Annotated in this window: 23 protein-coding genes and 1 riboswitch; of the genes, 19 read left to right on the forward strand and 4 right to left on the reverse strand. The window is 38.8% G+C overall.

The window, feature by feature from the left end; genetic code table 11:
* Positions 1-63: 63 nt before the first annotated feature.
* Positions 64-1,077 (reverse strand): LLM class flavin-dependent oxidoreductase, encoded by a 1,014-nt coding sequence (locus AC0VYV_RS11805; protein WP_475373835.1) that lies wholly within the window; start codon positions 1,075-1,077, stop codon positions 64-66.
* A gap of 201 nt (positions 1,078-1,278) precedes the next feature.
* Between AC0VYV_RS11805 and AC0VYV_RS11810 the strand changes: the two genes are divergently transcribed.
* Together AC0VYV_RS11810 and AC0VYV_RS11815 are read left to right on the forward strand one after the other, a co-directional pair.
* Complete coding sequence (locus AC0VYV_RS11810) at positions 1,279-1,536, forward strand: hypothetical protein (protein WP_283154203.1); 258 nt, start codon at positions 1,279-1,281, stop codon at positions 1,534-1,536.
* Positions 1,537-1,984: 448 nt separating this feature from the next.
* Positions 1,985-3,460: a type 2 periplasmic-binding domain-containing protein gene (locus tag AC0VYV_RS11815; protein ID WP_475373836.1), complete on the forward strand. Its 1,476-nt coding sequence runs from the start codon at positions 1,985-1,987 to the stop codon at positions 3,458-3,460.
* A gap of 63 nt (positions 3,461-3,523) precedes the next feature.
* Here AC0VYV_RS11815 and AC0VYV_RS11820 read toward each other — a convergent pair whose 3' ends face one another.
* Positions 3,524-5,161 carry an L-lactate permease gene (locus AC0VYV_RS11820; RefSeq protein WP_475373837.1) on the reverse strand — a complete coding sequence of 546 codons (1,638 nt, stop codon included), beginning with the start codon at positions 5,159-5,161 and terminating at the stop codon, positions 3,524-3,526.
* A 170-nt stretch (positions 5,162-5,331) separates the two neighbouring features.
* On the opposite strand from AC0VYV_RS11820, the gene AC0VYV_RS11825 reads away from it, so the two are divergent.
* The 4 genes from AC0VYV_RS11825 to AC0VYV_RS11840 all read left to right on the forward strand — a co-directional run bounded on the left by AC0VYV_RS11825 (position 5,332) and on the right by AC0VYV_RS11840 (position 8,110).
* Positions 5,332-5,562 carry a hypothetical protein gene (locus AC0VYV_RS11825; RefSeq protein ID WP_194221742.1) on the forward strand — a complete coding sequence of 77 codons (231 nt, stop codon included), beginning with the start codon at positions 5,332-5,334 and terminating at the stop codon, positions 5,560-5,562.
* Between the two features lie 140 nt (positions 5,563-5,702).
* The gene (locus AC0VYV_RS11830; RefSeq protein ID WP_430245365.1) at positions 5,703-6,305 is read left to right on the forward strand and encodes a CPBP family intramembrane glutamic endopeptidase; all 603 of its coding nucleotides are present in this window, start codon (positions 5,703-5,705) and stop codon (positions 6,303-6,305) included.
* Between the two features lie 220 nt (positions 6,306-6,525).
* Entirely contained in the window at positions 6,526-7,593 is a 1,068-nt protein-coding gene (rlmN, locus tag AC0VYV_RS11835) for a dual-specificity RNA methyltransferase RlmN (protein ID WP_226613275.1), read from the forward strand.
* A gap of 136 nt (positions 7,594-7,729) precedes the next feature.
* The gene (locus AC0VYV_RS11840) at positions 7,730-8,110 is read left to right on the forward strand and encodes a hypothetical protein (RefSeq protein WP_475373838.1); all 381 of its coding nucleotides are present in this window, start codon (positions 7,730-7,732) and stop codon (positions 8,108-8,110) included.
* A 19-nt stretch (positions 8,111-8,129) separates the two neighbouring features.
* On the opposite strand, the gene AC0VYV_RS11845 is transcribed toward AC0VYV_RS11840, so the two are convergent.
* Positions 8,130-8,624, reverse strand: coding sequence for an S-Ena type endospore appendage (locus AC0VYV_RS11845; protein WP_475365254.1), 495 nt, complete (start codon positions 8,622-8,624; stop codon positions 8,130-8,132).
* 213 nt (positions 8,625-8,837) lie between these two features.
* Positions 8,838-9,275 carry a hypothetical protein gene (locus AC0VYV_RS11850; RefSeq protein ID WP_475365255.1) on the reverse strand — a complete coding sequence of 146 codons (438 nt, stop codon included), beginning with the start codon at positions 9,273-9,275 and terminating at the stop codon, positions 8,838-8,840.
* 264 nt (positions 9,276-9,539) lie between these two features.
* Between AC0VYV_RS11850 and AC0VYV_RS11855 the strand changes: the two genes are divergently transcribed.
* The 13 genes from AC0VYV_RS11855 to AC0VYV_RS11915 all read left to right on the forward strand — a co-directional run bounded on the left by AC0VYV_RS11855 (position 9,540) and on the right by AC0VYV_RS11915 (position 24,432).
* Positions 9,540-11,573 (forward strand): bifunctional 2',3'-cyclic-nucleotide 2'-phosphodiesterase/3'-nucleotidase, encoded by a 2,034-nt coding sequence (locus tag AC0VYV_RS11855; protein ID WP_283154196.1) that lies wholly within the window; start codon positions 9,540-9,542, stop codon positions 11,571-11,573.
* Positions 11,574-11,694: 121 nt separating this feature from the next.
* The gene (locus AC0VYV_RS11860) at positions 11,695-12,684 is read left to right on the forward strand and encodes a DUF3895 domain-containing protein (protein ID WP_475365256.1); all 990 of its coding nucleotides are present in this window, start codon (positions 11,695-11,697) and stop codon (positions 12,682-12,684) included.
* A gap of 92 nt (positions 12,685-12,776) precedes the next feature.
* A riboswitch (SAM riboswitch) is annotated at positions 12,777-12,886 on the forward strand.
* Positions 12,887-12,965: 79 nt separating this feature from the next.
* Positions 12,966-14,015, forward strand: a complete 1,050-nt coding sequence (locus AC0VYV_RS11865; RefSeq protein WP_475365257.1) for a homocysteine S-methyltransferase family protein — start codon at positions 12,966-12,968, stop codon at positions 14,013-14,015.
* Between the two features lie 440 nt (positions 14,016-14,455).
* Complete coding sequence (gene murB, locus AC0VYV_RS11870) at positions 14,456-15,379, forward strand: UDP-N-acetylmuramate dehydrogenase (RefSeq protein ID WP_194221750.1); 924 nt, start codon at positions 14,456-14,458, stop codon at positions 15,377-15,379.
* Positions 15,380-15,537: 158 nt separating this feature from the next.
* Positions 15,538-16,113, forward strand: a complete 576-nt coding sequence (locus AC0VYV_RS11875) for a YdhK family protein (protein ID WP_283154193.1) — start codon at positions 15,538-15,540, stop codon at positions 16,111-16,113.
* Between the two features lie 124 nt (positions 16,114-16,237).
* Positions 16,238-17,212: a F510_1955 family glycosylhydrolase gene (locus AC0VYV_RS11880; protein ID WP_475365258.1), complete on the forward strand. Its 975-nt coding sequence runs from the start codon at positions 16,238-16,240 to the stop codon at positions 17,210-17,212.
* Positions 17,213-17,376: 164 nt separating this feature from the next.
* Positions 17,377-17,706 (forward strand): four-helix bundle copper-binding protein, encoded by a 330-nt coding sequence (locus AC0VYV_RS11885; protein ID WP_194221753.1) that lies wholly within the window; start codon positions 17,377-17,379, stop codon positions 17,704-17,706.
* A 130-nt stretch (positions 17,707-17,836) separates the two neighbouring features.
* Positions 17,837-19,222 carry a sensor histidine kinase gene (locus tag AC0VYV_RS11890; protein WP_430245384.1) on the forward strand — a complete coding sequence of 462 codons (1,386 nt, stop codon included), beginning with the start codon at positions 17,837-17,839 and terminating at the stop codon, positions 19,220-19,222.
* A 1-nt stretch (position 19,223) separates the two neighbouring features.
* Positions 19,224-19,907, forward strand: coding sequence for a response regulator transcription factor (locus tag AC0VYV_RS11895; RefSeq protein ID WP_475365259.1), 684 nt, complete (start codon positions 19,224-19,226; stop codon positions 19,905-19,907).
* A gap of 147 nt (positions 19,908-20,054) precedes the next feature.
* Positions 20,055-22,055, forward strand: a complete 2,001-nt coding sequence (locus tag AC0VYV_RS11900) for a heavy metal translocating P-type ATPase (protein ID WP_475365260.1) — start codon at positions 20,055-20,057, stop codon at positions 22,053-22,055.
* 166 nt (positions 22,056-22,221) lie between these two features.
* Entirely contained in the window at positions 22,222-22,437 is a 216-nt protein-coding gene (locus tag AC0VYV_RS11905) for an SHOCT domain-containing protein (RefSeq protein ID WP_475367572.1), read from the forward strand.
* Positions 22,438-22,514: 77 nt separating this feature from the next.
* Entirely contained in the window at positions 22,515-24,014 is a 1,500-nt protein-coding gene (locus tag AC0VYV_RS11910; protein WP_475373839.1) for a multicopper oxidase family protein, read from the forward strand.
* Between the two features lie 136 nt (positions 24,015-24,150).
* Positions 24,151-24,432 carry a hypothetical protein gene (locus AC0VYV_RS11915; RefSeq protein ID WP_475365263.1) on the forward strand — a complete coding sequence of 94 codons (282 nt, stop codon included), beginning with the start codon at positions 24,151-24,153 and terminating at the stop codon, positions 24,430-24,432.
* The last annotated feature ends 148 nt before the right edge of the window (positions 24,433-24,580 follow it).

Here is a 24,580-nt window from a genome sequence, read left to right on the forward strand (position 1 = left end):
CAAAGAAATAACGTTATTTGCAAACACCAGAACATTTTAACTCACGTGTTATAGGAGAATTGATTAATCAGTCGTTAATTCTGATAACAACTTATAGGACTTTTTCCGCTTTTCATAATCATATACAGAAGAGATCACCATCATTTCATCCGCTTGCGTTTCATCAAGAAATTCCTGCATTTTTCGTTTGACTGTTTCAGGACTACCAACAATAGAAGTAGCAAGCTGCTGATCAAGTGCCGCAAGCTCATATTCACTCGCATTTAGCTTTTCAACAGGCGGTTGAATAGGCGCTTCATGATTACGAATCAAATTTAAAAACTGCTGTTGTAAAGTCGTAGACAGATAATTTGCTTCTTCATCTGTATCTGCCACAATCACGTTTACACCTACCATCGTATAAGGTTTATCGAGTGCTTTCGAAGGCGTAAAGCTTCGGTGATACGTTTGGAGCGCACTAACGGTATTTTTAGGAGAAAAGTGACTTGCGAAAGAATAGGGCAACCCTAGTTTTCCAGCAAGCTCTGCACTGTATAGGCTAGATCCTAATAACCATGTTGGTACGTTAAGGCCTTTACCAGGAATAGCTCGTACTGGAGATGATCCCGGGCTCGTAGAAGGATCAAAATATGAGCGAAGTTCAGCGACTTGTTCTGGGAAATCCTGAGCCATGCTTCCAGTGCCTCGTCTTAATGCAAATGCTGTACGCTGATCAGTTCCAGGAGCTCGTCCAAGTCCCAAATCAATCCGTCCAGGGAATAGCGATTCTAGTGTTCCAAACTGTTCAGCAATGACAAGAGAGGAATGGTTTGGAAGCATGACTCCACCAGATCCAACACGAATGGTTGAGGTACCCGCAGCAACATGTCCAATCACAACTGATGTAGCAGAGCTCGCGATGTAGGGCATATTGTGGTGCTCAGCTAGCCAGAAACGATTGTAGCCAAGTTTCTCTACGTGCTGAGCGAGATTTCTTGTTCGTTCTAAAGCATCGGATATAGTTTCTCCATCCATAACAGGAGCTAAATCTAGTACTGAGTATTTAATATCAGATAATTTTTTTTGACTAGTTGACATAATTTCATCTTCTTTCTCTATTCAGAGTGTAAAAGGGAGATTTTCTTTCAAGAAAAACCCATATTCAATTTTATCAGCAGGTATACTAATTGAAAAACAATATGCTCTAACACTCCTATCTTGACTCGCTACTCGTAAAAGAGAGGTTTGCTTATCTACTATTTTGTACATACTGATAAAAAAATAGTAGGAGAGAATAATATGAGCGAAGCACGATATCGCATTATGTTTTCGTATCGAATGAGGAGCGTTGGATTTCTATGTATACACTGCTTCGATACACTAGATAAACAAATTGTGACTATTCCCATTTACTCGAGTTATGAAGGAATTGACGTCCATCACGAGACTTTTAAGAAGCTTCCGGAACTGTTGCAAAACACCCTATTAGAAGAGAAACAAAAGCTTGATGCTGGATTCTATTCAATTCGTACTTGGAACATCGAAAACTTAGGATAATCCTTTAAACGTTCTCACAGAGAGAACGTTTTTTGTAAATTCAAAATTAAAAATGGGGGGGAACTACTAAACTTTCAATTCAATTGCATTTCCATCCAGATTTTGGTTGAAATAAAGTATAAATAAATGACTCTATATTCTATTCTCATAAGCTTGTATTATTTATATACTTAATTTAGAAAATTTAGAAAAATAAAAGCTAAACAGACTAAAGGGGGTAAGACACAATTGATCAAGGTGAGAAGTGAAGGCGCTAGTTTACCTTAAAAGCGAATGTAGAAGAGGATTTAATTAAATAATCAGAACTTTATTTTTCCGTGAAGTTGACCCGACAACCCTATCAATTCAAAGCGGAACTGATTCATTATTATGATAAACTAGAAAAGATTGGTTTCAGGAAAAAGTGAAATGAACTTCATCTATTACGATTGAAAAAGGAGAGGTTTTTATGAAAAACAAGAAGTTGCGTCATGTCCTTATACCTGCATTATCTCTTTCATTATTGCTTTCTGCTTGTAACTTATCGTCTGGAGCTGACAGCGAATCTGGTAGTGAGGAAGTAGAAGTCATTCGACAAGGGGTAAACTTACCTGACCCAGAAAATGACGTTATTAAGCAAGAACTAGATGAGGCACTTGGTTATTCTGTGAACCTCTCCGTTAATCCTAATGACTATGAAAACAAATTAAACGTTCGTTTATCGGCAGGGGATTATCCTGATTTGTTTCAAGTTAGTCGAGCTGCTCTAGTAGAATATGCTAACAAAGGTTTACTACTAGACCTTGACCCTTATATGGACGACCTTAAGGAAGTTCAGGATTTTATTGGAGAAGATAATGTTGAAAAAGCGAAGGTAAATGATAAAGTTTATGCGGTGACTGTTCCTGCAAGCATACCTTTCTATACGTACTGGGTTAGGAAAGATTGGTTAGAAGCATTAAACATGGAAATGCCTAAAACAGTAGATGATTTATATGAAGTAGCAAAAGCCTTTCGAGAAGATGATCCAGATGGGAATGGGCAAAAAGATACTTATGGTCTTACCGGATCAGGAGTAAGCGCTTTCCAACCGATACTTGGTGCTTATGGTGTAGGAATGCCAAAAAGCTTTTATAAAGAAGACGGTGAATTAGTGAACTCATTTCATGATCCTGATAATAAAGAAGCTCTCACTGCAGTTACAAAGTTTGTTGAAAACGATGTAACGGACCCTGAAATTTTTAGTAATACAGGTAACGAGCCTCAACAAAAAGCGTTTCAAGGTAAATTTGGGATTTTATTTGATGGATGGGCGAATTTAACGAGTGATGCTTATATTGAACAATACAAAGCAGTAGATCCAGATGCTGAGTGGGTACAGCTTACGGCAATTGAAGGACCTGCAGGAAAATCAGCAGGAACGTGGGATATAGGTCAAGCTAATGGCTTTTATGCTATTCCGAAAGCACTTGAAGACCAACCAGAAAAGCTCGAAAAAATATTTAAACTTCTTAACTATGTAGCATCTGATGAGGGCTCTAAACTCGTTCAGTATGGAATAGAAGGAGAACATTATAACAAAGAAGACGGCAAGATTGTCCCAACGGACAAACTGGCTGAAGAGGGTGGCTACTTTTGGCTTTACCAATTCACTGGTCGACCTGAAATGGAGTACCTATCAACGAAATTCTCAAAACAAACGGAATATATCGAAGCTTCCGCAGACGCTCCGCGAATTGAATCTCTAAATGGGTATATTGATTATCCAGAGGGCTATAATTCGGCAGATGCTGATCGATTCTCTGAAGAAGAAATGATTAAATTTATAAGTGGACAACGTGACCTTAGTGAGTATGATGAATTCTTGAATAAATTAGATACAACATTTAATTATCAGATGATGCTTGATAAAGCAGAAGAAGATATTAATAAACTAGATCAATAATTATACTACCAAAGAAACAGCGCCTTCTCTATCAATTGAGAAGGCGCTGTTCTTTAGTGAGACTTAGAGCAGCATAATGGCAATCCATCCAATCACCCCTGTTGAAATAGCATAGAACAACATAGGACCAAGTGTCATTCGGATAATGGTTCCTTCTTTTCCAACCATGCCAACAACAGAAGCAGCTGCAACAACGTTTAATACACAAATCATATTTCCCGCGTTTGCTCCAAGTACTTGAAGTGAAAGAACGAGCTGTTCATTCATTTGAAGCTGATCAGCTACGCTAAATTGAAAAAGTGAAAACATCATGTTGCTAAATGTTGCACTACCAGAAATGAATGAACCGAGAGCACCGATAAACGGGGCAACAAGTGGCCACGCATCACCAACCGCATTTGCAACAAGTGTCGCTAGCTCCATTGGCATACTCATGAGATCAGCACCATTCATTCCTGAGTTAATAAAAATCCGAACCATCGGAACAGCCGTTCCAAGTGCAATAACCGTACCAACCATCGTTTTCATAGAATCTACTACTGTATTCTTAACCGATTTTAGAGACATTTTATGAAGAAAGACTGTAGCTACTATGACAACAATAAATAGGCTTCCAGGTAGATACAAAGGTTCAAACGAAGTGCTGATCTCTGTACCTAGAATTTGGTTCCAACCAATTTTAACCGACCTTAGCCATCCTTTTAAAGGTAATACGTCCAAGCGTGTTAGCACTAATAAAAGCGCAACGAGTAAATAGGGCAACCACGCAAGCCACAAAGGTAGCGCTTTTGAAGGTTTCACATATGTTTCTTTTGCATTGTTGAAATTCCAGGCCTCATCAGGTAGAAGGAAGCCTCTTTTGGCTGCCGGAACGACAATTGTGAGTCCAACAAGACCACCAATGATGGAAGGAAATTCAGGTCCTAAAAGCGTTGCTACGATAAATGCCGGCAGTGTGAAGCTGAGTCCGGCAAATATAGCGAACTTCCATAAAGAAAGACCTTCCTTCCAAGAATGGTTTTCACCAAAAAAACGTGTTAACATCATGACTAAAATAAGCGGGATAAAAGTACCTACGAAAAGATCAATCATAACAGCACTTTGAGTGACTGCCTGCAAATATTCAGGCATCGATTGCTGTCCAATGGAAGCTGTTACTTGATCCGCGACAGCTGAACCCTGTCGGAGTCCTTGATCTACACCGACGATAATTGGTGTTCCAACGGCGCCAAAAGAAACTGGGCTGCTGTCAGCAATAAGGGCCATCGCAACTGCGGCAAGAGGAGGAAAGCCTAATGCTACAAGGAGTGGTGCTCCAATGGCTGCTGGTGTTCCAAATCCCGCTGCTCCTTCAATAAATGCCCCAAATAACCAGGCGATAATAATTAGCTGTACCCTTCGATCCATGGATATTCCCATAAAACCCGTGCGAATCGCGTCAATCGCTCCGCTATTTCGTAGCGTGTTTAATAATAAAATCGCTCCGAATACAATCCAAATAATCGACAAAGCTATGATTAATCCTTCAATGAATGCTGCTGTCATTTGTATCTTTGGTATTTTCCATATCGTATAGGCCATTAATGCGGTGAGGAGTAAACTTCCCGGCATAGCTTTCGTTGCAGGTAAACGCAAAAGAACAAGTAAGATAAACACCGCTAAAATAGGAGTCAATGCTGTAAAAAGTTGAAGTCCATTCATTTTCATCACCTTTTCTTGTATATGCTTATATGTGACATCTTTCACATATAAGCATATACGAAATACAGTTCCCCATATGTGATAAAAGTCACTCTTCTAGTAAACCATTAAACCTAACAATAAAAAATCTGGTAAAATAACTGTGAAGCAATAATGAAGGAGCTGCTAATATGCTAAAAAAGGTAGATTATTTTTTCTATCCAGTTGAAGTCACTCAGCCTACTGGAGCAGAGGTGACGTATTACTGGGAAATTAGCGTGGCGGAATACGAAGGCAAAATCTATGCTTATGCAAAGGCAGATGAATTCGGAAGAAAAATCCGCTGGCATCAGAGTGATCAGCCTGACAAAGAAAGTGCTCTTGCTGTCATTCAAGAAAAGTGCAAATCGCAAAGCAAATAGCCTAAAAGCTAACGAAGCATATTTCGTTAGCTTTTTCCTTTTAGCACATCATTACATATTCAAACTGTTCAATTTAACATGCGTTCGATACATTCAGGGTAGGATGTTAAAAAGAGGCAACAAGATAGGGTGATGAAAATATGAATCAGAAAATCATAATCCTTAGCACACTTATATTAGCTCATATTCTGCTTTTTTTAAGCTTTGTTCGGTTCCCAGGAACATTTTGGCCTGTTTTTACAGTAACACTAGCCATCTTAATTTTCTTAAGTGTTAAAACAGGCGCACTTAAGTTCAAAAAAATCACGTTCAAACATTGGCTTTATATCGTCATTAGTGCCTTATTTCTATATATACTTTCCTATGTAGGGATAGAGGGAATCAAGTGGGTTTATCCCTCTTTATTCGAAGAGATGGAGCGGTTTTATGATGTGGTCCAACCCGTAAAAGCCTGGCATTTCATTAGTCTTGTTCTGATCGTCATTCCTGGAGAAGAAATCTACTGGCGAGGATATATTCAGCAACAGTTAAAGAAGTACAAAGAGGGAGACACCATCCTTATAGCGACCATTTTATATGCGACGGCTCATCTTTATTCCGATGCATATTTATTAGTACTAGCTGCAATCGGAGGTGGGATGGCCTGGGGATGGCTTTATGAAAAAACAAAGAACTTCTGGGTGCCATTATTATCACATATCCTCTTTGATTTACTCATTTTAGTTATTATTCCATTACTGTAAGTAACACGATTAAAGACTTTTCCAGAAGGGAGAAGTCTTTCTTTGTTTTATAAACGTAGTCACTATATGTTACAGTCTAATAGGTAAACGAGCGAAGCTTCTTGAAAACATACGCTATTTTAAATAATGCACTTCACTATTCTGGACTAAGCGGTTGCGACTTGGTTATACTTCTAGTAATATTAGACTGAATGGCTAAGAATTGAAAAGAGGGTTATAAATGAAAGAATCTATATACGGATTAACGTTTGATCAGCTAACTGAATGGTTGCTAGAACGTGGTCACAAAAAATTCCGTGCCTCCCAAGTATGGGATTGGCTCTATAAAAAGCGTGTTAAAGAATTTTCTCAAATGAATAACGTAAACAAAGACTGTATCAAACTTTTGGAAGAAAACTTTGCGATCCAGACATTAACGCAAGAAATCAAGCAAGAATCTTCTGACGGTACGATCAAGTTCTTGTTCAAATTACAAGACGGGAACGTTATTGAAACGGTACTCATGCGTTTCCATTACGGTCAATCTGTCTGTGTAACGACACAAGTAGGGTGTAATATCGGTTGTTCTTTCTGTGCAAGTGGACTTCTTAAGAAGAGCCGTGACCTTACAAGCGGTGAGATTGTTGAGCAAATCATGAACGTGCAACACGCACTTGATGAAAAGGCGAAAGAAGAACGCGTAAGCCATATTGTTATTATGGGAATCGGTGAACCTTTCGATAACTATGATAATATGATGGACTTCCTTCACATCGTTAATTCTCAAAAAGGACTTTGTATTGGCGCGCGCCACATTACGGTTTCAACAAGTGGTCTTGCGAAGCAAATTTACGACTTTGCCAATGAAGATCTTCAGGTGAACCTTGCGATTTCTCTACATGCTCCTAATGATGAGCTGCGTACGAAGATTATGAAAATCAATAAGGCTTATCCACTTGGAAAATTAATGCCTGCGATTGATTACTATCTTGAGAAAACCAACCGCAGAATTACGTTTGAGTATATTATGTTGAGAGACGTCAATGATCACGTAGAAGAAGCGAAACAACTTGCGAATCTTCTCGCTGACAAACGTCATCTTTCTTACGTAAACTTGATTCCATACAATCCAGTTGATGACCACTCTTATCAGCGTAGTGAAAAAGAATCGATTCTTGCGTTCTATGATACGCTTAAGAAAAACGGTATTAACTGTGTGATCCGTCATGAGAACGGAACAGATATCGATGCTGCATGCGGTCAGCTTCGCAGTAAACAAGTAAAGAAACTTGAAAATGCAGGTAAATAATTCAATTAAGACGCACCTTTAACGGTGCGTCTTTTTTATGTATAGTAGGTGACACACTCTCAAACGGGGGAAGCATACACTGTAAACAAAAACGTTTATTTTTAGAAAATAGATGTTTATATATGGGAGATGAATTATGAAAGGATTTATTATTGTCCTTTGTTTTCTCTTTTTATGGATTACTTCAGGTATTTCTTCCGATTATAACCGCTCAAATCCATCTTTTGAATTAAGTGGTGAGGAAGCAAGCGTAAGATCTGGTTACAATTATCTTCACGTCATCATGACGAACGATCAATTATCAAGATTGGACGTTTATGATCAAAATGGTGATCTTGTGAAGGTTTATCATGAGGAAAGCTTAAAAGAGCTCTATCCATCTGCTACCTATCTCAATGCAGAAATTGATGATGATAAATTGTATCTCATTTTTGAAGAAGAGAACGGTCAAATCATTTCAAAAAGGATTGTCGTGGGGGCGAGAGGATCTTTATCGTTTATGCCTGAAAGAAAATAGAAAGGGCTGATAGAATAGATCAGCACCCTCCATGACACTCTTTGTTCACACAGTCTTGTTTCTTATGTGACTTCTTTTTATATCCATTTACATGGTAATAAATAGTTAGACAATAGCGTCCCGTACAGACGGAGTGCTTCTTATGTCCATGGGAGTGGTGAATAGAACCGGTTTCTTTTCGACGATCTCTTGCAACAATCGTTACTTGACACAGTTGTTGATATGTTCTCGTTCTCGTATTCCCCTCTGGCACATAAAATGCGGGTTCATGACAGTGATCTATTAATACCTCGACTTCCTCACAAACCCCACCATCGTAATAAATTGATAGAGTTCCTGATACTGGTCCTATATCTCCAACCGCCTCCCATATTGGGGCATAAGGGTTGAGAAGTGGATCAATTCGAAAGACACCACAGATATTTTCTTCCACCAGCTCTCCCTTTGATTGATGGGGGCGACGCTTTTCACATAAGGGGTGATCTTCTTTAAACAACGATTTACTTCTTGACATAAGAGCACATCCTTAAACTTCCTTTTATATAGTAAATGCATGGACATTTGTTTTGTATAGATAAGCGTCCAAGTCCATCTAAAAATAAGTATGACAGAAATCATTATTCCTTTTTATTGAAATAGCCAATTTAGCTTACGTTGTTCATTTTTAAACGAAATTAACGAAATAAAAAAGCACTCTCCATCGTGAGACTTCATTGAGTGCAATATATTATAGTCCTGCAGTATATTGAAGATCCATTTCAACAGTAGCTGTACAAAAAACATCTGGAGTTGGAGGTGCAGCTGAAGTACACTGAATTTGAATCAACGTTACGTTCGTTAGTTCTAATACTAAAGAAGATTGTGCATCAATCGTATACTCCGTTGCAGCGCCAGTATCGTCCGTTACAATAAGAGTCATAACGCAATCATTTGCTACTGAACTAGTGTTTATAATTGATAAAAATCCACTAGCTAGTGAAGGTGCTGGAGTGCCTATTGGAGCAACTAACAGATCAACTGGAACTGGTGCTGCCTCATCTTGACATATAGTACGAATTGGAAGACATCTTTTAATAGCCATTAACGTTGGGTTGTTACCAAAGAAGTTCGGAGTGGAACAAGGGGCAGGACAGCAAAATGATGAAGATGAACTTGAATTACACATAAAGTATTTCCTCCTGAAGATTTTTATTTTTTCTTTACATCCTCAATGTATGTCCCAGGATATGTACATGTATAAACGGATGTCCAAGTTTTACGAATTAAGTTGATTAAACTTGAAAAAATGTTTAATTAGGTCCATTCACCCGTGTCTCCTGAAGCATTTTCTACTATTTTCAAACTTTTTATTTGAATTCCAAACATTTATTAACAATTGTAGGTAAACTAATATTGGGTAAAATGCTTCAATACTTAAGGGGGAATACATATGAATAACAACAAGTTTCGTAAAACACTTATTGCTGCGCTATCAATCGGTTTAATTGCCGTACCTATTGTTCAAACTCCAGCTCAAGCAGAAGCCTCAAATGCGAATGTTCACCTACGCCTCATGGAAACGACTGATATTCATACGAATATCGTAAATTATGATTATTATAAGGATCAGCTTACGAATGAGTTTGGACTCGCCAAAACAGCCACATTAATTAACAAAGCTCGTGGTGAAGTTGAGAACAGTTTATTATTCGATAACGGCGATTTACTACAGGGAAATCCGCTTGGTGACTACGTTGCAAAAATCAACCCTCTAAAGAAAGGGGAAACTCACCCTGTATACAAAGCCATGAACCTTCTGAATTATGATGCAGGGAACATTGGAAATCACGAATTTAATTTTGGTCTCGATTTCCTTCAGACAAGCCTAGCCGGCGCAAACTTCCCATACATAAATGCGAACGTGTATGTAGATGACCACGATGATGATCCATCAAATGATCAAAACTATTTCACTCCTTATCAAATTCTTGATAAATCCGTGAAAGATGACTCAGGAACGGAACATCAACTGAAAGTAGGCGTGATCGGATTCGTTCCACCACAGGTGATGCAGTGGGATAAGGCTAATCTTGAAGGGAATGTGATCGTAAAGGATATTGTTGCAACAGCTAATAAATACGTGCCAGAAATGAAGGCAAAAGGGGCCGATATTATTGTCGCCATACCTCATTCTGGCTTTGAGAAGGCAGCACCACAGGGAAATGACGAGAATGCCGTTTACTACTTAAGCGAAGTGGAAGGCATCGATGCCATTTTATTTGGACATGCCCACAAAGTATTCCCTGGAGATAACACCTTTCAAGGAGTTGATGGAGTGGATAATACAAAAGGAACCATTAATGGAGTCGCTTCCGTCGAGCCAGGTTACTGGGGAGATCACCTAGGGGTAATCGACCTATCTTTAACGGAAGATAACGGGGAATGGTCAGTGAAGGATTCCAAATCTGAAGCTCGTCCAATCTATGATAAAGTAACGAAAACACCACTTGTTGAAGCAGACATTGATATCGTCAATGCAGTGAAAGAGGATCATGAAGCGACAATTGATTATGTGCGAACAGCTGTCGGTGAAACAACAGCTCCCATTAACAGTTACTTTGCGCTCGTTAATGATGATCCGTCCATCCAGATTGTAACCAATGCACAAAAATGGTATGTAGAAAACAATATTCAAGGTACCGAATATGAAGGTATTCCAGTCCTATCCGCTGGGGCTCCATTTAAAGCGGGTGGTCGAGGAGGTTCGTCCTACTATACAGATATTCCTGCTGGGGACATCGCGATTAAAAACACAGCTGATCTTTACGTTTATCCCAATACACTGAAAGCGGTTCTGTTAAATGGTGACGAACTGAAGGATTGGCTTGAAATGTCAGCAGGCCAATTTAATGTAATCAACAAAAAAGATAAACAGGAACAGCCTTTAATTAATCCTGATTTTCCTTCTTATAACTACGATGTTATTGATGGCGTTACCTATCAAATCGATGTTACAGAATCTGCGAAATATGATATGAGTGGGAGTGTAGTAAATGCTGATGCTAATCGAATTAAATCGCTAAAATACAACGGAGAAAAGGTAACGAAAGACATGTCCTTTATCGTTGCTACAAATAATTACAGAGCGACAGGCGGAGGGCACTTTCCGCACTTAGATGGTTCTAATATTGTTATTGATTCCCCTGATGAAAATAGACAAATTTTAATTGACTATATTCTTGAAAACAAAACAATTAATCCAACAGCTGATCAGAACTGGTCATTTCACACAGTTAATAAGAAGAAACTGAACGTCACTTTTGAATCCTCGTTACAAGCCAAAACCTATGCGGAAAGCATTAAAACGATTCATTTTGTTGATGAAACAGAAAATGGTTTCGCTAAATATACACTCGACTTAACGAAACAGAAAAAAGAAAAGCATCATCATAATCATAAGAGCGAGCACGGCCGCCATCGTTAAGAACGAATTCACGCCAATTCATCAGAATTGGCGTTTCTTATTTTAAGAATTTATCCGATGCAAACAATATTGGAATATTTACTGATATAATGGCATTACTATCGTACAGAAAGGGATTTATATGACACAAAGCCTGACAAGCACCCAAAGAGATGAGCTTTTTTCAGATCTGACAATTGAGCAACAAACGTATGTAATGAATTTTCTTAAACGCGGTAAAAAAACGGCTTTTGCGAATGTAATTGCTAGAAGTAAAGGGCGGATGATTCCAAGTGGGGCAACGGATGAAGAAATCAGGATGCTGCTTGATGATTGGATACTAGAAGATTACATCGATGCGGGCTTCGTTTCAGATGATTTAAAATGTGAGTGCGGTCGCTCTTTACGGTATCAGTATGTTGTTCGACATGCAAAAACAGGAGAAACACGGCGTTTCGGGATAAATCATTTCGAAGAGCATACCGGATTACCCGCTTCCATTGTGAGAGAAGTTGTGAAGGGATTTATGGAAATAGATTATGAGTTGGATGAGCTACTGTTGAAAAGACAGAACGGCTATCCTACATACGACATTCCTGAAGGATTGAACCTTCCACTAGACATTGAACAGCCACTTTCATTAAATCTTCCATTACTAGATCTACAAGAAAAAAGGCTAAACAGTTTAATCAGATCTTATCGTGAAGAAAAAGAAGCTCTTCAAAGAGGAAGCAACACTGTAGAACAAGTAGTCAACCCGAAAAGCAACCAGGAAGAACCGAAACCAGAAGAGGAATTACAAGGCGCTTTTGATTTGTTCGCGGAAGATGTTCAAGAACCTTTACAAGAAAAGACAAGCGAGAAACCTAAGGAAACCTATTTTGTAGGGGACCTTTCATTTACAACACAGGAAGAGGTAGACTCTTATATTCAGCAAGGTATGGAAAGTGCTCTGATGATTTGTGAGCTTTTGATTAAGGAAGGAAAGGTACAAGACAAGAGATACTCCACAAAGAAACCAAAAATTTATTATGCTGTTTGTACCTACCTCGATTCATTTGTTGCATCTGGATCAATGTCAGTCGAGCCGATAGGGCGTGAAGATCGCATCTATCGATTGAAAAGCAAGTGATTATCCTAACATTTCGTAATTATCAGATAAGTGATTGACATTTCCAGTTAACCGGTCTATAATTTCACACATGTTCAAAAATTAAATCAACACTCTTATCAAGAGCGGCGGAGGGAATAGGCCCTATGATGCCCGGCAACCTTTCAACTACAGTTGAAGCTGGTGCCAAATCCTACAGGTGATATCACCTGGAAGATAAGAGGAGGATTATGTTAGCAAACCCTCTTCTTATTGTTTAAGAAGAGGGTTTTTTATTTTATCCAGAAAAGGAGCTGTTACACATGAAAAGAACACTTGAAGAACGATTGCAAGATGGTCCAGTTATTTGCGGGGAAGGTTATCTATTTGAACTAGAGCGTCGTGGTTATTTACAAGCAGGATCATTCGTACCCGAAGTTGCCCTAGACAACCCTGAAGCGCTAAAACAAACGTATCGTGATTATATGCTTGCAGGTTCAGATGTCGTACTTGCTTTTACGTATAATGGTCATCGAGAGAAAATGAGGATTATTGGAAAAGAAGATTTGTTAGAACCGCTCAATAGACAAGCCATCCGCCTGGCTAAAGAAGTCGCGAAGGAACACCCTGAAGAAGAAGCGCTAGTTGCTGGAAACATTTCAAATACAAACTTATTTGATCCTGAAGATGAGGAAAGTAAGGAACAAATTCGGTCAATTTTTGCTGAAATGGTGAAATGGAGCAAAGAAGAAGGCGTAGATTTCATCAACGGCGAAACCTTCTACTTCTATGAAGAAGCAAAAATAGCGCTAGAAGAGATTCAAAAGCAGGATCTTCAAGCTGTAATTACACTCGGACTTATGAGTGAGAACATTTTAAGGGACGGCTATACCGTTGAGGAAGCTTGCCGTTTATTAGAAGAGCAAGGTGCACTAGTTGTTGGCATGAATTGTTTTAGAGGACCTGCCACAATGCAGCCTTACATTGAAAAAATTAGACAGTCTGTTAACGGCTATGTTGGTGCTCTTCCAATCCCTTATCGTACAACAGAAGAACACCCAACATTCTTTAACTTACCAGACGGTGGCTGTGCGTGTACATTGCCAACAGAGACGACCTTTCCAACCTCTTTAGACCCGCTTTATTGCAATCGCTATGAACTAGCGGAATGGGCTAAGAAAGCAAAGCAGGTTGGCGTCAATTACTTCGGACTCTGTTGCGGGGCTTCTCCAAGTATGCTGCGAGAGGTGGCTGAAACAGTTGGCAGAACAACTGTAAACTCGGTATATTCTCCAAATATGGAAAAGCACTTTTTATTTGGAACTGATGAGACATTGAAAGATAACAATACGGCTTATCGAACAAAAGCTTAATTCATAACAACAACCGGAGAACTTAATTTCTCCGGTTGTTGTTTTTTTACCAAAAACCCTATCTGTACACCTGTACTACAGTATTAAAATACATTTTTACATAGGATATTATATCTACTACATTTTTTCTATAAGCTGATTATTTTTGATAACGTTGGCGATGATTAGTAACAGTATCTGTAGAAGAGTAACGAATACAATGATTTATGCATTTGATAGGATAACAGCATTTTTCCAATCACGAAGTCTGAGATTGATTTTTCCGCTATATAAGTTGCTTTCCAAGTAACATTCTTTTCGAATTAAAGGCTTCTTTTATGAAAAACATCATATTTATCAAGTAGTTGTGTTATTATTTTAAATGTGTTTGAATATGTCCATGAAACATTATTGAACTCAAACCACAATGAAAACGAACTGTTTTATAAGCGAGGTAGCCTATGAATAATCAAAATGTATTAAATGAACTCCGCTCCATTTTACCCAGTGCGGAACTGAAGATAAATGAGCCATTAAATGCACATACGTATACAAGAATGGGTGGATGTGCGGATGTCCTTGTGTTTCCTAACACGCTAGAGGACGCACGAGCAGCAGTTGAGTACGCCTATCAATCTAACTATCCATTAACCATTTTAGGAAAAGGCTCTAATGTTATTATTCAAGATGGAGGCATTAGAGGAATTGTCCTGAATCTTTCGTCACTAAAAGCCATTCAAAAAGAAGAAGAAAAAGTTATTGCTCAAGCTGGTGCACGTATTATTGATGCTTCTGAATTTGCTCGTGACAGCAAACTAAGTGGGCTCGAATTCGCATGCGGAATCCCAGGATCTGTCGGCGGAGCTGTTTATATGAACGCAGGAGCATACGGTGGAGAAATCGCGGATTGTCTCGAAAGCGTTCTTGCTGTAACAAAGGAAGGAAAGCTCGTTAAATTGACAGCTGATGAACTTGATTTATCTTACCGTCATAGTAATGTAGAAGAAAATGGTCTTCTTGTCCTTGAAGCTACTTTCAAGCTTAAAGTTGGAGAGTATGAGGATATTAAAGCAATCATGGATGACTTAACGGAAAAACGTGAAACAAAGCAACCGCTAGAATACCCTTCATGTGGCAGTGTGTTTAAACGTCCTCCTGGCCTTTTTGCTGGTAAGCTCATTCAGGACTCACAGCTTCAGGGTACACGAATCGGTGGAGCTGAAGTCTCCAAAAAGCATGCTGGCTTTATTGTAAATATCGATAATGCGACAGCGACTGACTATCTGGACGTGATTCATCATGTGCAGCAAACAGTAAAAGAAAAGTTTGATGTCGATCTTGAACGTGAAGTTCGCGTCATAGGGGAACCACCTGAAAAACCATAATTCACATGACAGCCGCTCTTACAGAAAGAGCGGCCTTTTAGTGTTCTTTCACCGATATTCGATAAATCTGTGAACAAATGAAATCTGCACAATAAGTGCATACTTTACGGATAAAGTAGATATTGGCATACAATTCCAAAGACTAGAGGAGGACTATCATGAAAAGTAAAACTCAATTGATTGGTGTAATAACATTATCAATGGCGCTCATTCTTGCTGCTTGTGCAAACAACAATGAACAAGTAAATGAAAACTCTAATAACACAGAGGCAAACTCTGAAAGTAATATGGAAGGGATGAATCATTCAGGCTCTGCTGAGGTACCTGAAGAGCTACAAAAGTCTGAAGATCCGACTTATCCAGAAGGTAGCACGGCGATCATTGAAGCGAACCATATGAAAGGAATGGAAGGTGCAGAAGCAACTATTGTGGGGGCATATGATACGACAGCTTATGTTGTAACTTACACCCCTGAAGATGGCGGAGAACCCGTAGAAAATCATAAATGGGTCATTCATGAAGAACTGGAAGATCCAGATGAAGCTCCACTTCCATCAGGAACTGAAGTAACATTAATGGCTTCTCATATGGAAGGAATGGAAGGTGCGATTGCAACGGTCGAATCCGCTACAGAAACTACCGTATATATGATCGACTACACACCAACAACTGGTGGCGAAAAAGTAACGAATCATAAATGGGTAACGGAAGACGAATTAACCCTAACTGAATAATTGACCCTTCATAACCCGAACTGGTTAGGTTCGGGTTATTTTAAAGAGGTTCACTAATATCTGCCGTTCTTCCACTAGATTTTCTAACGCTATCGTCACATACAAGTAGAAAGGATGAAAAGTTTTGAAGAAAATATCGCTCTATACAATAGGTTTAATTCTCACTGTAATAATATCTGCTTGTCAAAATGATCAATCGTCACTAAATGAAAATCAATCAAATGATACAGGACAAAAACAAGCAAATCTCGCATCCATCAGTAACTCTGCCATTTATAAAGAAGCTGATAGAAACCAAATCGATCATGTCCACGGGATCGGTTATCCCGGTAACCGTAATGAACTGCTAGTGGCTACTCACGACGGTCCTCTAATTTATCATAATCAAATCTGGTACGAAGCCACAACAAACAAAAATGATTATATGGGATTCCAAGCTGTAGCTGATGGATTTTATAGTAGTGGACACCCTGGAGAAGGATCTGCGTTACCAAATCCACTTGGATTAATCAAAAGTACAGACCGAGGCAAGACATTAGAAAAGCTAGGTTTTCAAGGCGAATCTGATTTTCATTATTTAGCTGTGGGATATGAAACGAACGCCATGTATGCAGTAAATCAACAAAGAAATAGCGAAATGGAAATAGGCGTCTATTATAGTGAGGATGCTAAAAAGTGGGTGGATGTGGCGTTAAAAGGAACTCCCGATCAAATAAGTGGGTTATTCACTCATCCAAGTAACTCGAACCTTGTTGCTATAACCTCTCCTTCCGGGTTATATCTCTCTCGTAATCAAGGTGAGTCGTTTACTCGAATCACGAAAGAAGTAGCTGTTAGCACAATGGTTTTTCTAGAGGATCGCTTTATTTATGCAGTGCAGGAACCTAGGAATCAGCTCATTGTTCAATCATTGCAAGACGGTGAAGAGGAAGAAGTGACTATGCCTAATCAAACTTTAGACACCATTGATTATGTTACAGTTAATCCACAAAATAAGGATGAGATTGTCTTTCATTCAATAAGTGGTAGTCTTTATCAAACAACTGACAATGGGAAATCTTGGACTATTTTAATCAATGAAGGGAAAATCAAGAAATAAGTTGATTTCAGAGAAGAATCCGTATTCTATTCCCTTCTTTTATCAAGAATTTGTGCAGAAATAATGAAATTTCCTATCCTGCAACTTTATTTGCTAATGACGTTTAATCTGGATCAAATAGGAAAATATGACAGTGTACTTAACTTTTAAGGAGGAATGAACGAATGTCACATGAAAATTATGGATCGGTTATTCAAACACTTCATGAATGTATGACAGCCTGTAATCACTGCTACGATTCTTGTTTAAAAGAAGACGATGTCAATATGATGGCGGAATGTATTCGCATGGACAGAGAATGCTCTGATATTTGCGGTTACCTCGAACAAGCTCTCGTGAGAGGAACACCATTTGTTGCTGAACTCGCCACAGCATGTGCGACCATTTGTGAAGCTTGTGGTAATGAATGTAAGAAGCATGATCACAAACATTGTCAAGATTGCGCTGAAGCTTGTTTCAAATGTGCAGAAGAATGCAAGAAATTAGCATCATAATCAAGATAGTGAGGAAGTCTGTTTACTAAGACAGGCTTCTTTTTTATGCAGCTGTTTTGTACAATGCAGACACCCTGCACACTTTCTCGATATAATACTGTTACACTAGCTGTTCATAAAGGAGAAAGACATGAGAATAAAGAGGAAAAGTAAATTAGCGACAAAATTAGGTCTGTTTTTTCTCATAAGCATCTTATTACTCGAAGGTATTTTGTTCATGGTGCTGTACTTCGGTTTTTTAAACGAACGCATTATGGCAGAAACAGATGCCCTTCTAGCAAGAGGGAATAGCCATAGAGATGTACTAGCGAAGCATTTCGATCGTGAGACAATGGAACACGTTGCACTTATGGAATCTGAAGCTGAGACGCAGGTAGTCATAACAGATGAAAAGAATACCATCCTTGTTCATTCCAATAAAGTCATGCCTACTATTGAAGAAAACATTGCTTCCTCAAATACACTCCCTGTAACAGGAGCTATTGTGGAAGGAGATTGGGGTAAAGAACCTTTTGTTACAACTGGTTCTCCGATTTTTGTTGATGATGAGCTTGTTGGAAACGTGTATATGATTCTTGATACACAAGGTATTCGCGACGTACGAGACCACTTAACGACCCAATTTTTGATTATTAGTGGACTAGCACTCTTCCTTACCATTATTACAATTATTTACCTTTCAAGAATCATTACACGCCCATTGATTGATATGAAAATAGCCACACAGAAAATGAGTACAGGGAATCATGATGTCTCATTAAAAGTAGATCGAAACGACGAATTAGGAGAATTAGCCAAAGCGATCCAGAGCTTGTCCGACGATTTGCTACGATTAAAAAACGACCGCAGTGATTTTTTAGCTAATATTGCACATGAGCTCAGAACACCATTAACTTATCTTAACGGCTACGCTGACATTGCTCAGCGAGAAGCGTTATCATCCGACGAGAGAAACACTTATCTAGCCGTTATTAAGGAAGAATCCGAAAACTTAACCTCGCTCGTTCGAGATTTATTTGATATGGCCCAAATGGATCAACAAGGGTTTTCGATTGATCGTGAATCAGTCGATTTATGTCCATTAATTCATCAGATTAGAGAGAAAGTGAAGCCTGCTTTTGATCGAAAAGGAATTGATTTGATAGTATCCTGTCAGAACGATATTCGCTTAACGATTGACCCTGCGAGGTTTTCTCAAGTGATGTTAAATCTGTTAGATAATGCTTTACACTATAGTGAACAAGGAAAACATGTATTAATCGATGTCAGCGTCTCTCAAAAGACAGTCATCATAAAAGTAGTCGACGAAGGAGAGGGGATTCCTGAGAAGGATTTACCTTTCATCTTTGAACGCCTTTATCGTGTTGATAAATCCCGATCAAGAAAATATGGTGGCTCCGGACTCGGTCTTGCTATTGCCAAAGAAATTGTTGAAAGACACGGTGGGAGCATATCTGCTAAAAGTGAAGAAGGGAAAGGCACGACAATGACAATCGCCATAGCAGGAGTTGAATAAAATGAAGTATGTTTTAGCTGTAGATGACGAAGAAAGAATGGTTGAGTTAATCTCTCTCTACCTAAAGCCACATGGGTATCGAATATATAAAGCAAACACAGGCTTTGATGCACTTAATAAGCTAAATGAAAATCATGTGGATATGGTCTTGTTAGATATCATGATGCCAGATATGGATGGTTGGAAAACATGTGAAGAGATCAGAAAGCAGTCAGATGTTCCAATTATTATGCTAACAGCACGTGAACAATCAGAAGACATTGTAAAAGGACTAAAGCTAGGTGCGGATGATTACATCACTAAACCTTTCGATGAACGAGTTCTCCTTGCTAGAATGGAGGCAGTCGCTCGACGCTTAAAGCAGGTTGATTTAAACCAATTGGTGTTTAAAGGACTCACGTGGGATGCAGATAAACATCTTGTTTCTTACAACGATTCCCTTATCCCTGTAACTCCCATTGAATTTAAGCTTCTTGGACTTTTCTTGAAAAATCCTGAAAAAGTTTTTAGTCGTGATCACCTGATTCAAATAATTTGGGGATTTGAATCAAGTACAGAAGGACGCACGATTGACTCACATATACGTAATTTACGGGATAAATGTCGATCTGTTAACTTCCAGATCGACGAATATTTAGTGACCATCTGGGGTGTAGGGTATAAGTGGAAAAACGCATCTCATTAATCAGAGCTTTTAGCCACTAACATGACTACCAAAACGGTAGTCATGTTTTATTTATTCACACCTTCTCGATCAATTCTGGATATTCCTTGGGAACAATAAAAACAGATGATGATCTTCTATTAATTTATTGGTATTAAGGAGGACAGTATGGATCATTCAACACATTCTACTCAAGAACAACACCATTCTGATCATGGACAAGATCACACCTCTCACCACGCTCATATGGTAGAGGATTTTAAAAAGAGGTTTTATCTTTCAATACTTATTACATTACCCATACTCGTTTTGTCACCAATGTTGCAAAACCTCGTCAATCTAAATATGAGATTTATGGGAGATCTCTACATCTTATTTTCTCTATCATCGTTTATCTTTTTTTATGGAGGCTGGCCGTTTCTTACAGGAGCATGGAGTGAACTAAAAGAGAAAACCCCAGGGATGATGACTCTTATTGCACTTGCCATTGTCGTTGCTTACGTCTATAGTTCATTAACCGTTTTCGGATTATCGGGGAAAAATTTCTTTTGGGAACTGGCCACGTTGATTGACATTATGCTGCTTGGTCATTGGATTGAAATGAAGTCAGTGATAGGGGCTTCAAAAGCACTAGAAGAACTAGTGAAACTTATGCCATCAGAAGCACATCGAATCAGTCAAGATGGATCAATAGAAGATCTTCCTACCTCTGAACTAAGCGAAGGTGATCACGTTCTCATAAAGCCAGGTGAAAAGGTTCCTGTTGATGGCCTTATTGTGAAAGGACAATCTTCAATTGATGAATCGATGTTAACTGGAGAATCAGTACCAGTTGAAAAAGAAAAAGATGATGAAGTGATAGGAGCTTCAATCAATGGTGAAGGTTCATTAACAGTAAAAGTCGAAAAAACAGGTGAAGACAGTTACCTTTCTCAGGTTGTCACAATGGTAAAAGAAGCTCAAGAGTCGAAATCTAAAACTCAGAATTTTTCGAATCGCGCTGCCAAATGGCTTTTCTATCTAGCTCTTGTAGTGGGAATAACCACACTGCTCACATGGATTTTATTAGGATATGATTTTATTTTTGCACTTGAACGTATGGTAACCGTAATGGTTATTGCCTGTCCTCACGCTCTAGGGCTTGCAGCTCCTCTTGTCGTTGCAAGATCCACAGCCTTATCAGCAAAAAAAGGACTGCTCATCCGAAATCGAACTAGTTTTGAGGAAGCAAGAAAGTTAGAAGCCGTCGTTTTTGACAAGACAGGGACTCTTACAGAAGGCAAGTTCGGTGTTACTGATATTATGACCGAGAAAGATGAAGATCACATTATTCAAATTTCCGCTTCTGTTGAGTCTGAATCTGAGCACCCAATTGCTCGCGGGATTGTTGAAGAAGCTAAGAAACGAAATCTTTCAGTGAATCAAGTTGAGAATTTCAAATCAATTACTGGTAAAGGATTAGAAGGTACAATAGATGGTCAAAAGGTAATGGTCGTGAGTCCCGGTTATATGAGAGATGAAAAAATCGACTATGGTACAGAGCGATACAATGAACTTGCTAAAGAAGGAAAAACGGTTGTTTTTCTTCTGATAAATCATGAATTAGTAGCCATGATCGCCCTTGCAGATATCATTCGAGATAGTGCTAAAACTGCGATTGAGCAATTAAAGAAATTAAAGATCTCGTCTATGATGCTGACAGGAGATAATCAACAAGTCGCTACATGGGTCGGAAAACAACTTGATTTAACAGAAATTTATTCAGAAGTACTACCTCACGAAAAAGCCGAACAAATTCAGAAGATCAAACAAAAAGGCTTAAAAGTGGCGATGACCGGTGATGGTGTAAATGATGCGCCAGCCTTAGCGAATGCGGACCTCGGTATCGCAATTGGTGCAGGAACTGACGTCGCGATGGATACAGCAGATATTGTTCTAGTAAAGAGCAATCCAGAAGACGTTGTTTCAATCATTGAATTATCTAATGCAACGTATAAGAAAATGATTCAAAACCTTTGGTGGGCAGCCGGTTACAACATTATAGCGATACCACTTGCAGCTGGTATTCTTTATCCAATAGGAATTGTTCTTAGTCCGGCAATTGGTGCGGTACTGATGTCTTTAAGTACAGTCATTGTAGCGATTAATGCAAAATTATTAAAAGCGTAATCAAGATAAGTTAGAAGCGGTTTTGATCGCTTCTAACTGTTTTATAATTAAAATAGCCAAAAACTATTTTCTAAAAAAACCCTTGCAAATAATATAAGATGATAAACCACGATTAACCATATACCTATACGGGTATATGCATATTCAGAAAGGGAGGCGACATATTATGATGAGCGGCGGTGGAATGAACGGTGGATTCTGGGGATTTGGTTTTTTTGGCATTCTCATTGTCTTAGCCATTATTGCAATTATTGTATGGATGGTTAAGCCTGAAAAGAAATCCAGTGGTGCAAATTCACTCGAAACTTTAAAAGAACGGCTAGCTAGAGGAGAAATTTCTGAAGAAGAATATGATCGTTTAAAAAAGAAAATAGAAAAATAATTAAGATCAATGAAACGGCCGACTCCGTTCAACCTTTTCATTGATTCAATACTACTTTAGCGTTGAGGTGAAAAAGAATGAGGAGAAAAATAATCGGTTCATCTATGATTGCCATTCTATTGATTGTAGGAGGATGGCTTCTTTTTAAGTCGCCTTTACTAACTGACAATTCCTTTCCTGAAAGCGTAAAACAAGATGGGACTAGTATATTAGAAGTAAATGCTGAAGAAGCTGGTGATCGACCTGTCAAAACATTCAATCTAACTGCAGAGAAAAATGAATGGCAAATTAGCAAAGAAAAGAAAGTGAATGCCTGGACTTACAACGGAACAGTTCCTGGAGAGGAGATACGCGTGACACAGGGAGATTATGTAAAAGTAAATTTAAAGAATGACCTGGATGTCCCAGTCACTATTCACTGGCATGGTGTTCCAGGCCTCACACAGAATGCTGTTCAACCAGGAGAATCGTTTACGTATGAATTCATCGCAGAAGATGCCGGAACGTACTGGTATCACTCTCATCAGCATAGCTCATTACAAGTAGACAAAGGCCTTTATGGATCGCTTGTAGTTGAAGAGAAGGAACCTAAATACGATAAAGATGAATACTTTATGCTTGATGAATGGGCAGTGAATCAAGATAAACAGAACTTATCCAATATGGGCGGTATGATGATGGGTAGCATGTCTGGAGACGGAGAAGCAGACACAAAGCAAATGTACGATACGTTGACAGTCAACGGGAAATCAGGTACTTCCATCGAGCCTTTGATTGTAAAAGAAGGGAAAACAGCCAGATTACGCTTCGTTAATGCCGGGTATCAAGTGCATCGTTTAGTATTTCCTAAAAACTCCATTAGAATAATTGAAACAGATGGAGAAGAAGTGATGGATAAAACGAACTCTTCAAACGTTGTAGAGATTGCTCCGGGGGAAAGAATTGATGTTGCTTTCACCAAACAAGACGGGGACCCAGCTGTCATAGGACAAGCAAACAGTCTTGAGAACGCAGATGATATGAGAATTCCGATTGTTTCAGAGAAAAGTGATACTTCTTCTGCAGTGAAAACGTCTCTCGCTTCCACTACATCAGTTGTAGACGGAACCACTTATGGAAGTGAAAATTTGATTTTTGATGAAGCACAAACTGATCCAGATGTGAAGTATAAGATGGATTTAAGCATGGGAATGGATATGGGAGAAGGGATGGCGTTTCAGATTAACAATGAAACCTTTCCAAATACTCCACCTATACAAGTTGAAAGCGGCGATATTGTTCAAGTTGAAATCACGAACTCAGGTAGAATGAATCATCCAATGCACCTGCATGGACATCGGTTTCAAGTCACATCAAAAAACGGGAAAGAACTCGATTCTCCGCTAGTGAAAGATTTAATTCATGTTAAGCCTGGTGAAGCATACACCATTTACTTTGAAGCAAACAATCAAGGAGAATGGTTGTTTCACTGTCATGATAATAATCATGCAGATCGTGGTATGGTAACGATTGTTGATTATAAAGGAGTTTACTCCCCCTTTGAGTTAGGAGGAGAAAACAACAACTCACCGAATTAATCAAGCTATATGTCGTTCTTTTATTTATGGGAATACGCACCAGTATATTAAAGCCGAGTTGACTTAAACTAACTTGTGTGACTAACAATTGATTAGAAACACACCTTTAAACTTTTATCTAAGGAAGTGACCTGAAGTGTACAATAAAAAGCGTAATCAAAAAGGGAAAGGGAAAACCGCTACCGTCATGGCATTAAGTGCATTAGGAGGAGCGGCTGCATACGCACTAACTAGTCGGATGCAGGACGGGTTTATGGGCATGCAACAGCATCATTCTCAACAAAATTCTTCCAATCAACCTCAATCGCACTCTCAACACCAGGATCCAGAATCTTTGAAGCAAATGGCTTTCGCTCAAGGAATTGATAATGATGCCATTGCCCAATTCACAAACGCAATAAAAGACGATTTGCGCTAATTTAAGCACTCCCACTTGGGGGTGCTTTTCTTACGAATTACCTATGTTAGCTTAAACTGTTGAATAAAGAGAACGGATCAGCTGAATCCCCTATAATTAGTTGGGATTACCCTTACCTTTTACGTTAAGAAGAATAGAAATTTCAAGA

The sequence above is a fragment of the Anaerobacillus sp. QJM3NY_17 genome (assembly GCF_056173665.1).

Excerpts from the sequence above, each read along its gene's own strand:
- AC0VYV_RS11805 (WP_475373835.1), bottom strand. The coding sequence starts at position 1,077 with ATGTCAACTAGTCAAAAAAAATTATCTGATATTAAATACTCAGTACTA.
- AC0VYV_RS11810 (WP_283154203.1), top strand. The coding sequence starts at position 1,279 with ATGAGCGAAGCACGATATCGCATTATGTTTTCGTATCGAATGAGGAGC.
- AC0VYV_RS11815 (WP_475373836.1), top strand. The coding sequence starts at position 1,985 with ATGAAAAACAAGAAGTTGCGTCATGTCCTTATACCTGCATTATCTCTT.
- AC0VYV_RS11820 (WP_475373837.1), bottom strand. The coding sequence starts at position 5,161 with ATGAATGGACTTCAACTTTTTACAGCATTGACTCCTATTTTAGCGGTG.
- AC0VYV_RS11825 (WP_194221742.1), top strand. The coding sequence starts at position 5,332 with ATGCTAAAAAAGGTAGATTATTTTTTCTATCCAGTTGAAGTCACTCAG.
- AC0VYV_RS11830 (WP_430245365.1), top strand. The coding sequence starts at position 5,703 with ATGAATCAGAAAATCATAATCCTTAGCACACTTATATTAGCTCATATT.
- rlmN (WP_226613275.1), top strand. The coding sequence starts at position 6,526 with ATGAAAGAATCTATATACGGATTAACGTTTGATCAGCTAACTGAATGG.
- AC0VYV_RS11840 (WP_475373838.1), top strand. The coding sequence starts at position 7,730 with ATGAAAGGATTTATTATTGTCCTTTGTTTTCTCTTTTTATGGATTACT.
- AC0VYV_RS11845 (WP_475365254.1), bottom strand. The coding sequence starts at position 8,624 with ATGTCAAGAAGTAAATCGTTGTTTAAAGAAGATCACCCCTTATGTGAA.
- AC0VYV_RS11850 (WP_475365255.1), bottom strand. The coding sequence starts at position 9,275 with ATGTGTAATTCAAGTTCATCTTCATCATTTTGCTGTCCTGCCCCTTGT.
- AC0VYV_RS11855 (WP_283154196.1), top strand. The coding sequence starts at position 9,540 with ATGAATAACAACAAGTTTCGTAAAACACTTATTGCTGCGCTATCAATC.
- AC0VYV_RS11860 (WP_475365256.1), top strand. The coding sequence starts at position 11,695 with ATGACACAAAGCCTGACAAGCACCCAAAGAGATGAGCTTTTTTCAGAT.
- AC0VYV_RS11865 (WP_475365257.1), top strand. The coding sequence starts at position 12,966 with ATGAAAAGAACACTTGAAGAACGATTGCAAGATGGTCCAGTTATTTGC.
- murB (WP_194221750.1), top strand. The coding sequence starts at position 14,456 with ATGAATAATCAAAATGTATTAAATGAACTCCGCTCCATTTTACCCAGT.
- AC0VYV_RS11875 (WP_283154193.1), top strand. The coding sequence starts at position 15,538 with ATGAAAAGTAAAACTCAATTGATTGGTGTAATAACATTATCAATGGCG.
- AC0VYV_RS11885 (WP_194221753.1), top strand. The coding sequence starts at position 17,377 with ATGTCACATGAAAATTATGGATCGGTTATTCAAACACTTCATGAATGT.
- AC0VYV_RS11890 (WP_430245384.1), top strand. The coding sequence starts at position 17,837 with ATGAGAATAAAGAGGAAAAGTAAATTAGCGACAAAATTAGGTCTGTTT.
- AC0VYV_RS11895 (WP_475365259.1), top strand. The coding sequence starts at position 19,224 with ATGAAGTATGTTTTAGCTGTAGATGACGAAGAAAGAATGGTTGAGTTA.
- AC0VYV_RS11900 (WP_475365260.1), top strand. The coding sequence starts at position 20,055 with ATGGATCATTCAACACATTCTACTCAAGAACAACACCATTCTGATCAT.
- AC0VYV_RS11905 (WP_475367572.1), top strand. The coding sequence starts at position 22,222 with ATGATGAGCGGCGGTGGAATGAACGGTGGATTCTGGGGATTTGGTTTT.
- AC0VYV_RS11910 (WP_475373839.1), top strand. The coding sequence starts at position 22,515 with ATGAGGAGAAAAATAATCGGTTCATCTATGATTGCCATTCTATTGATT.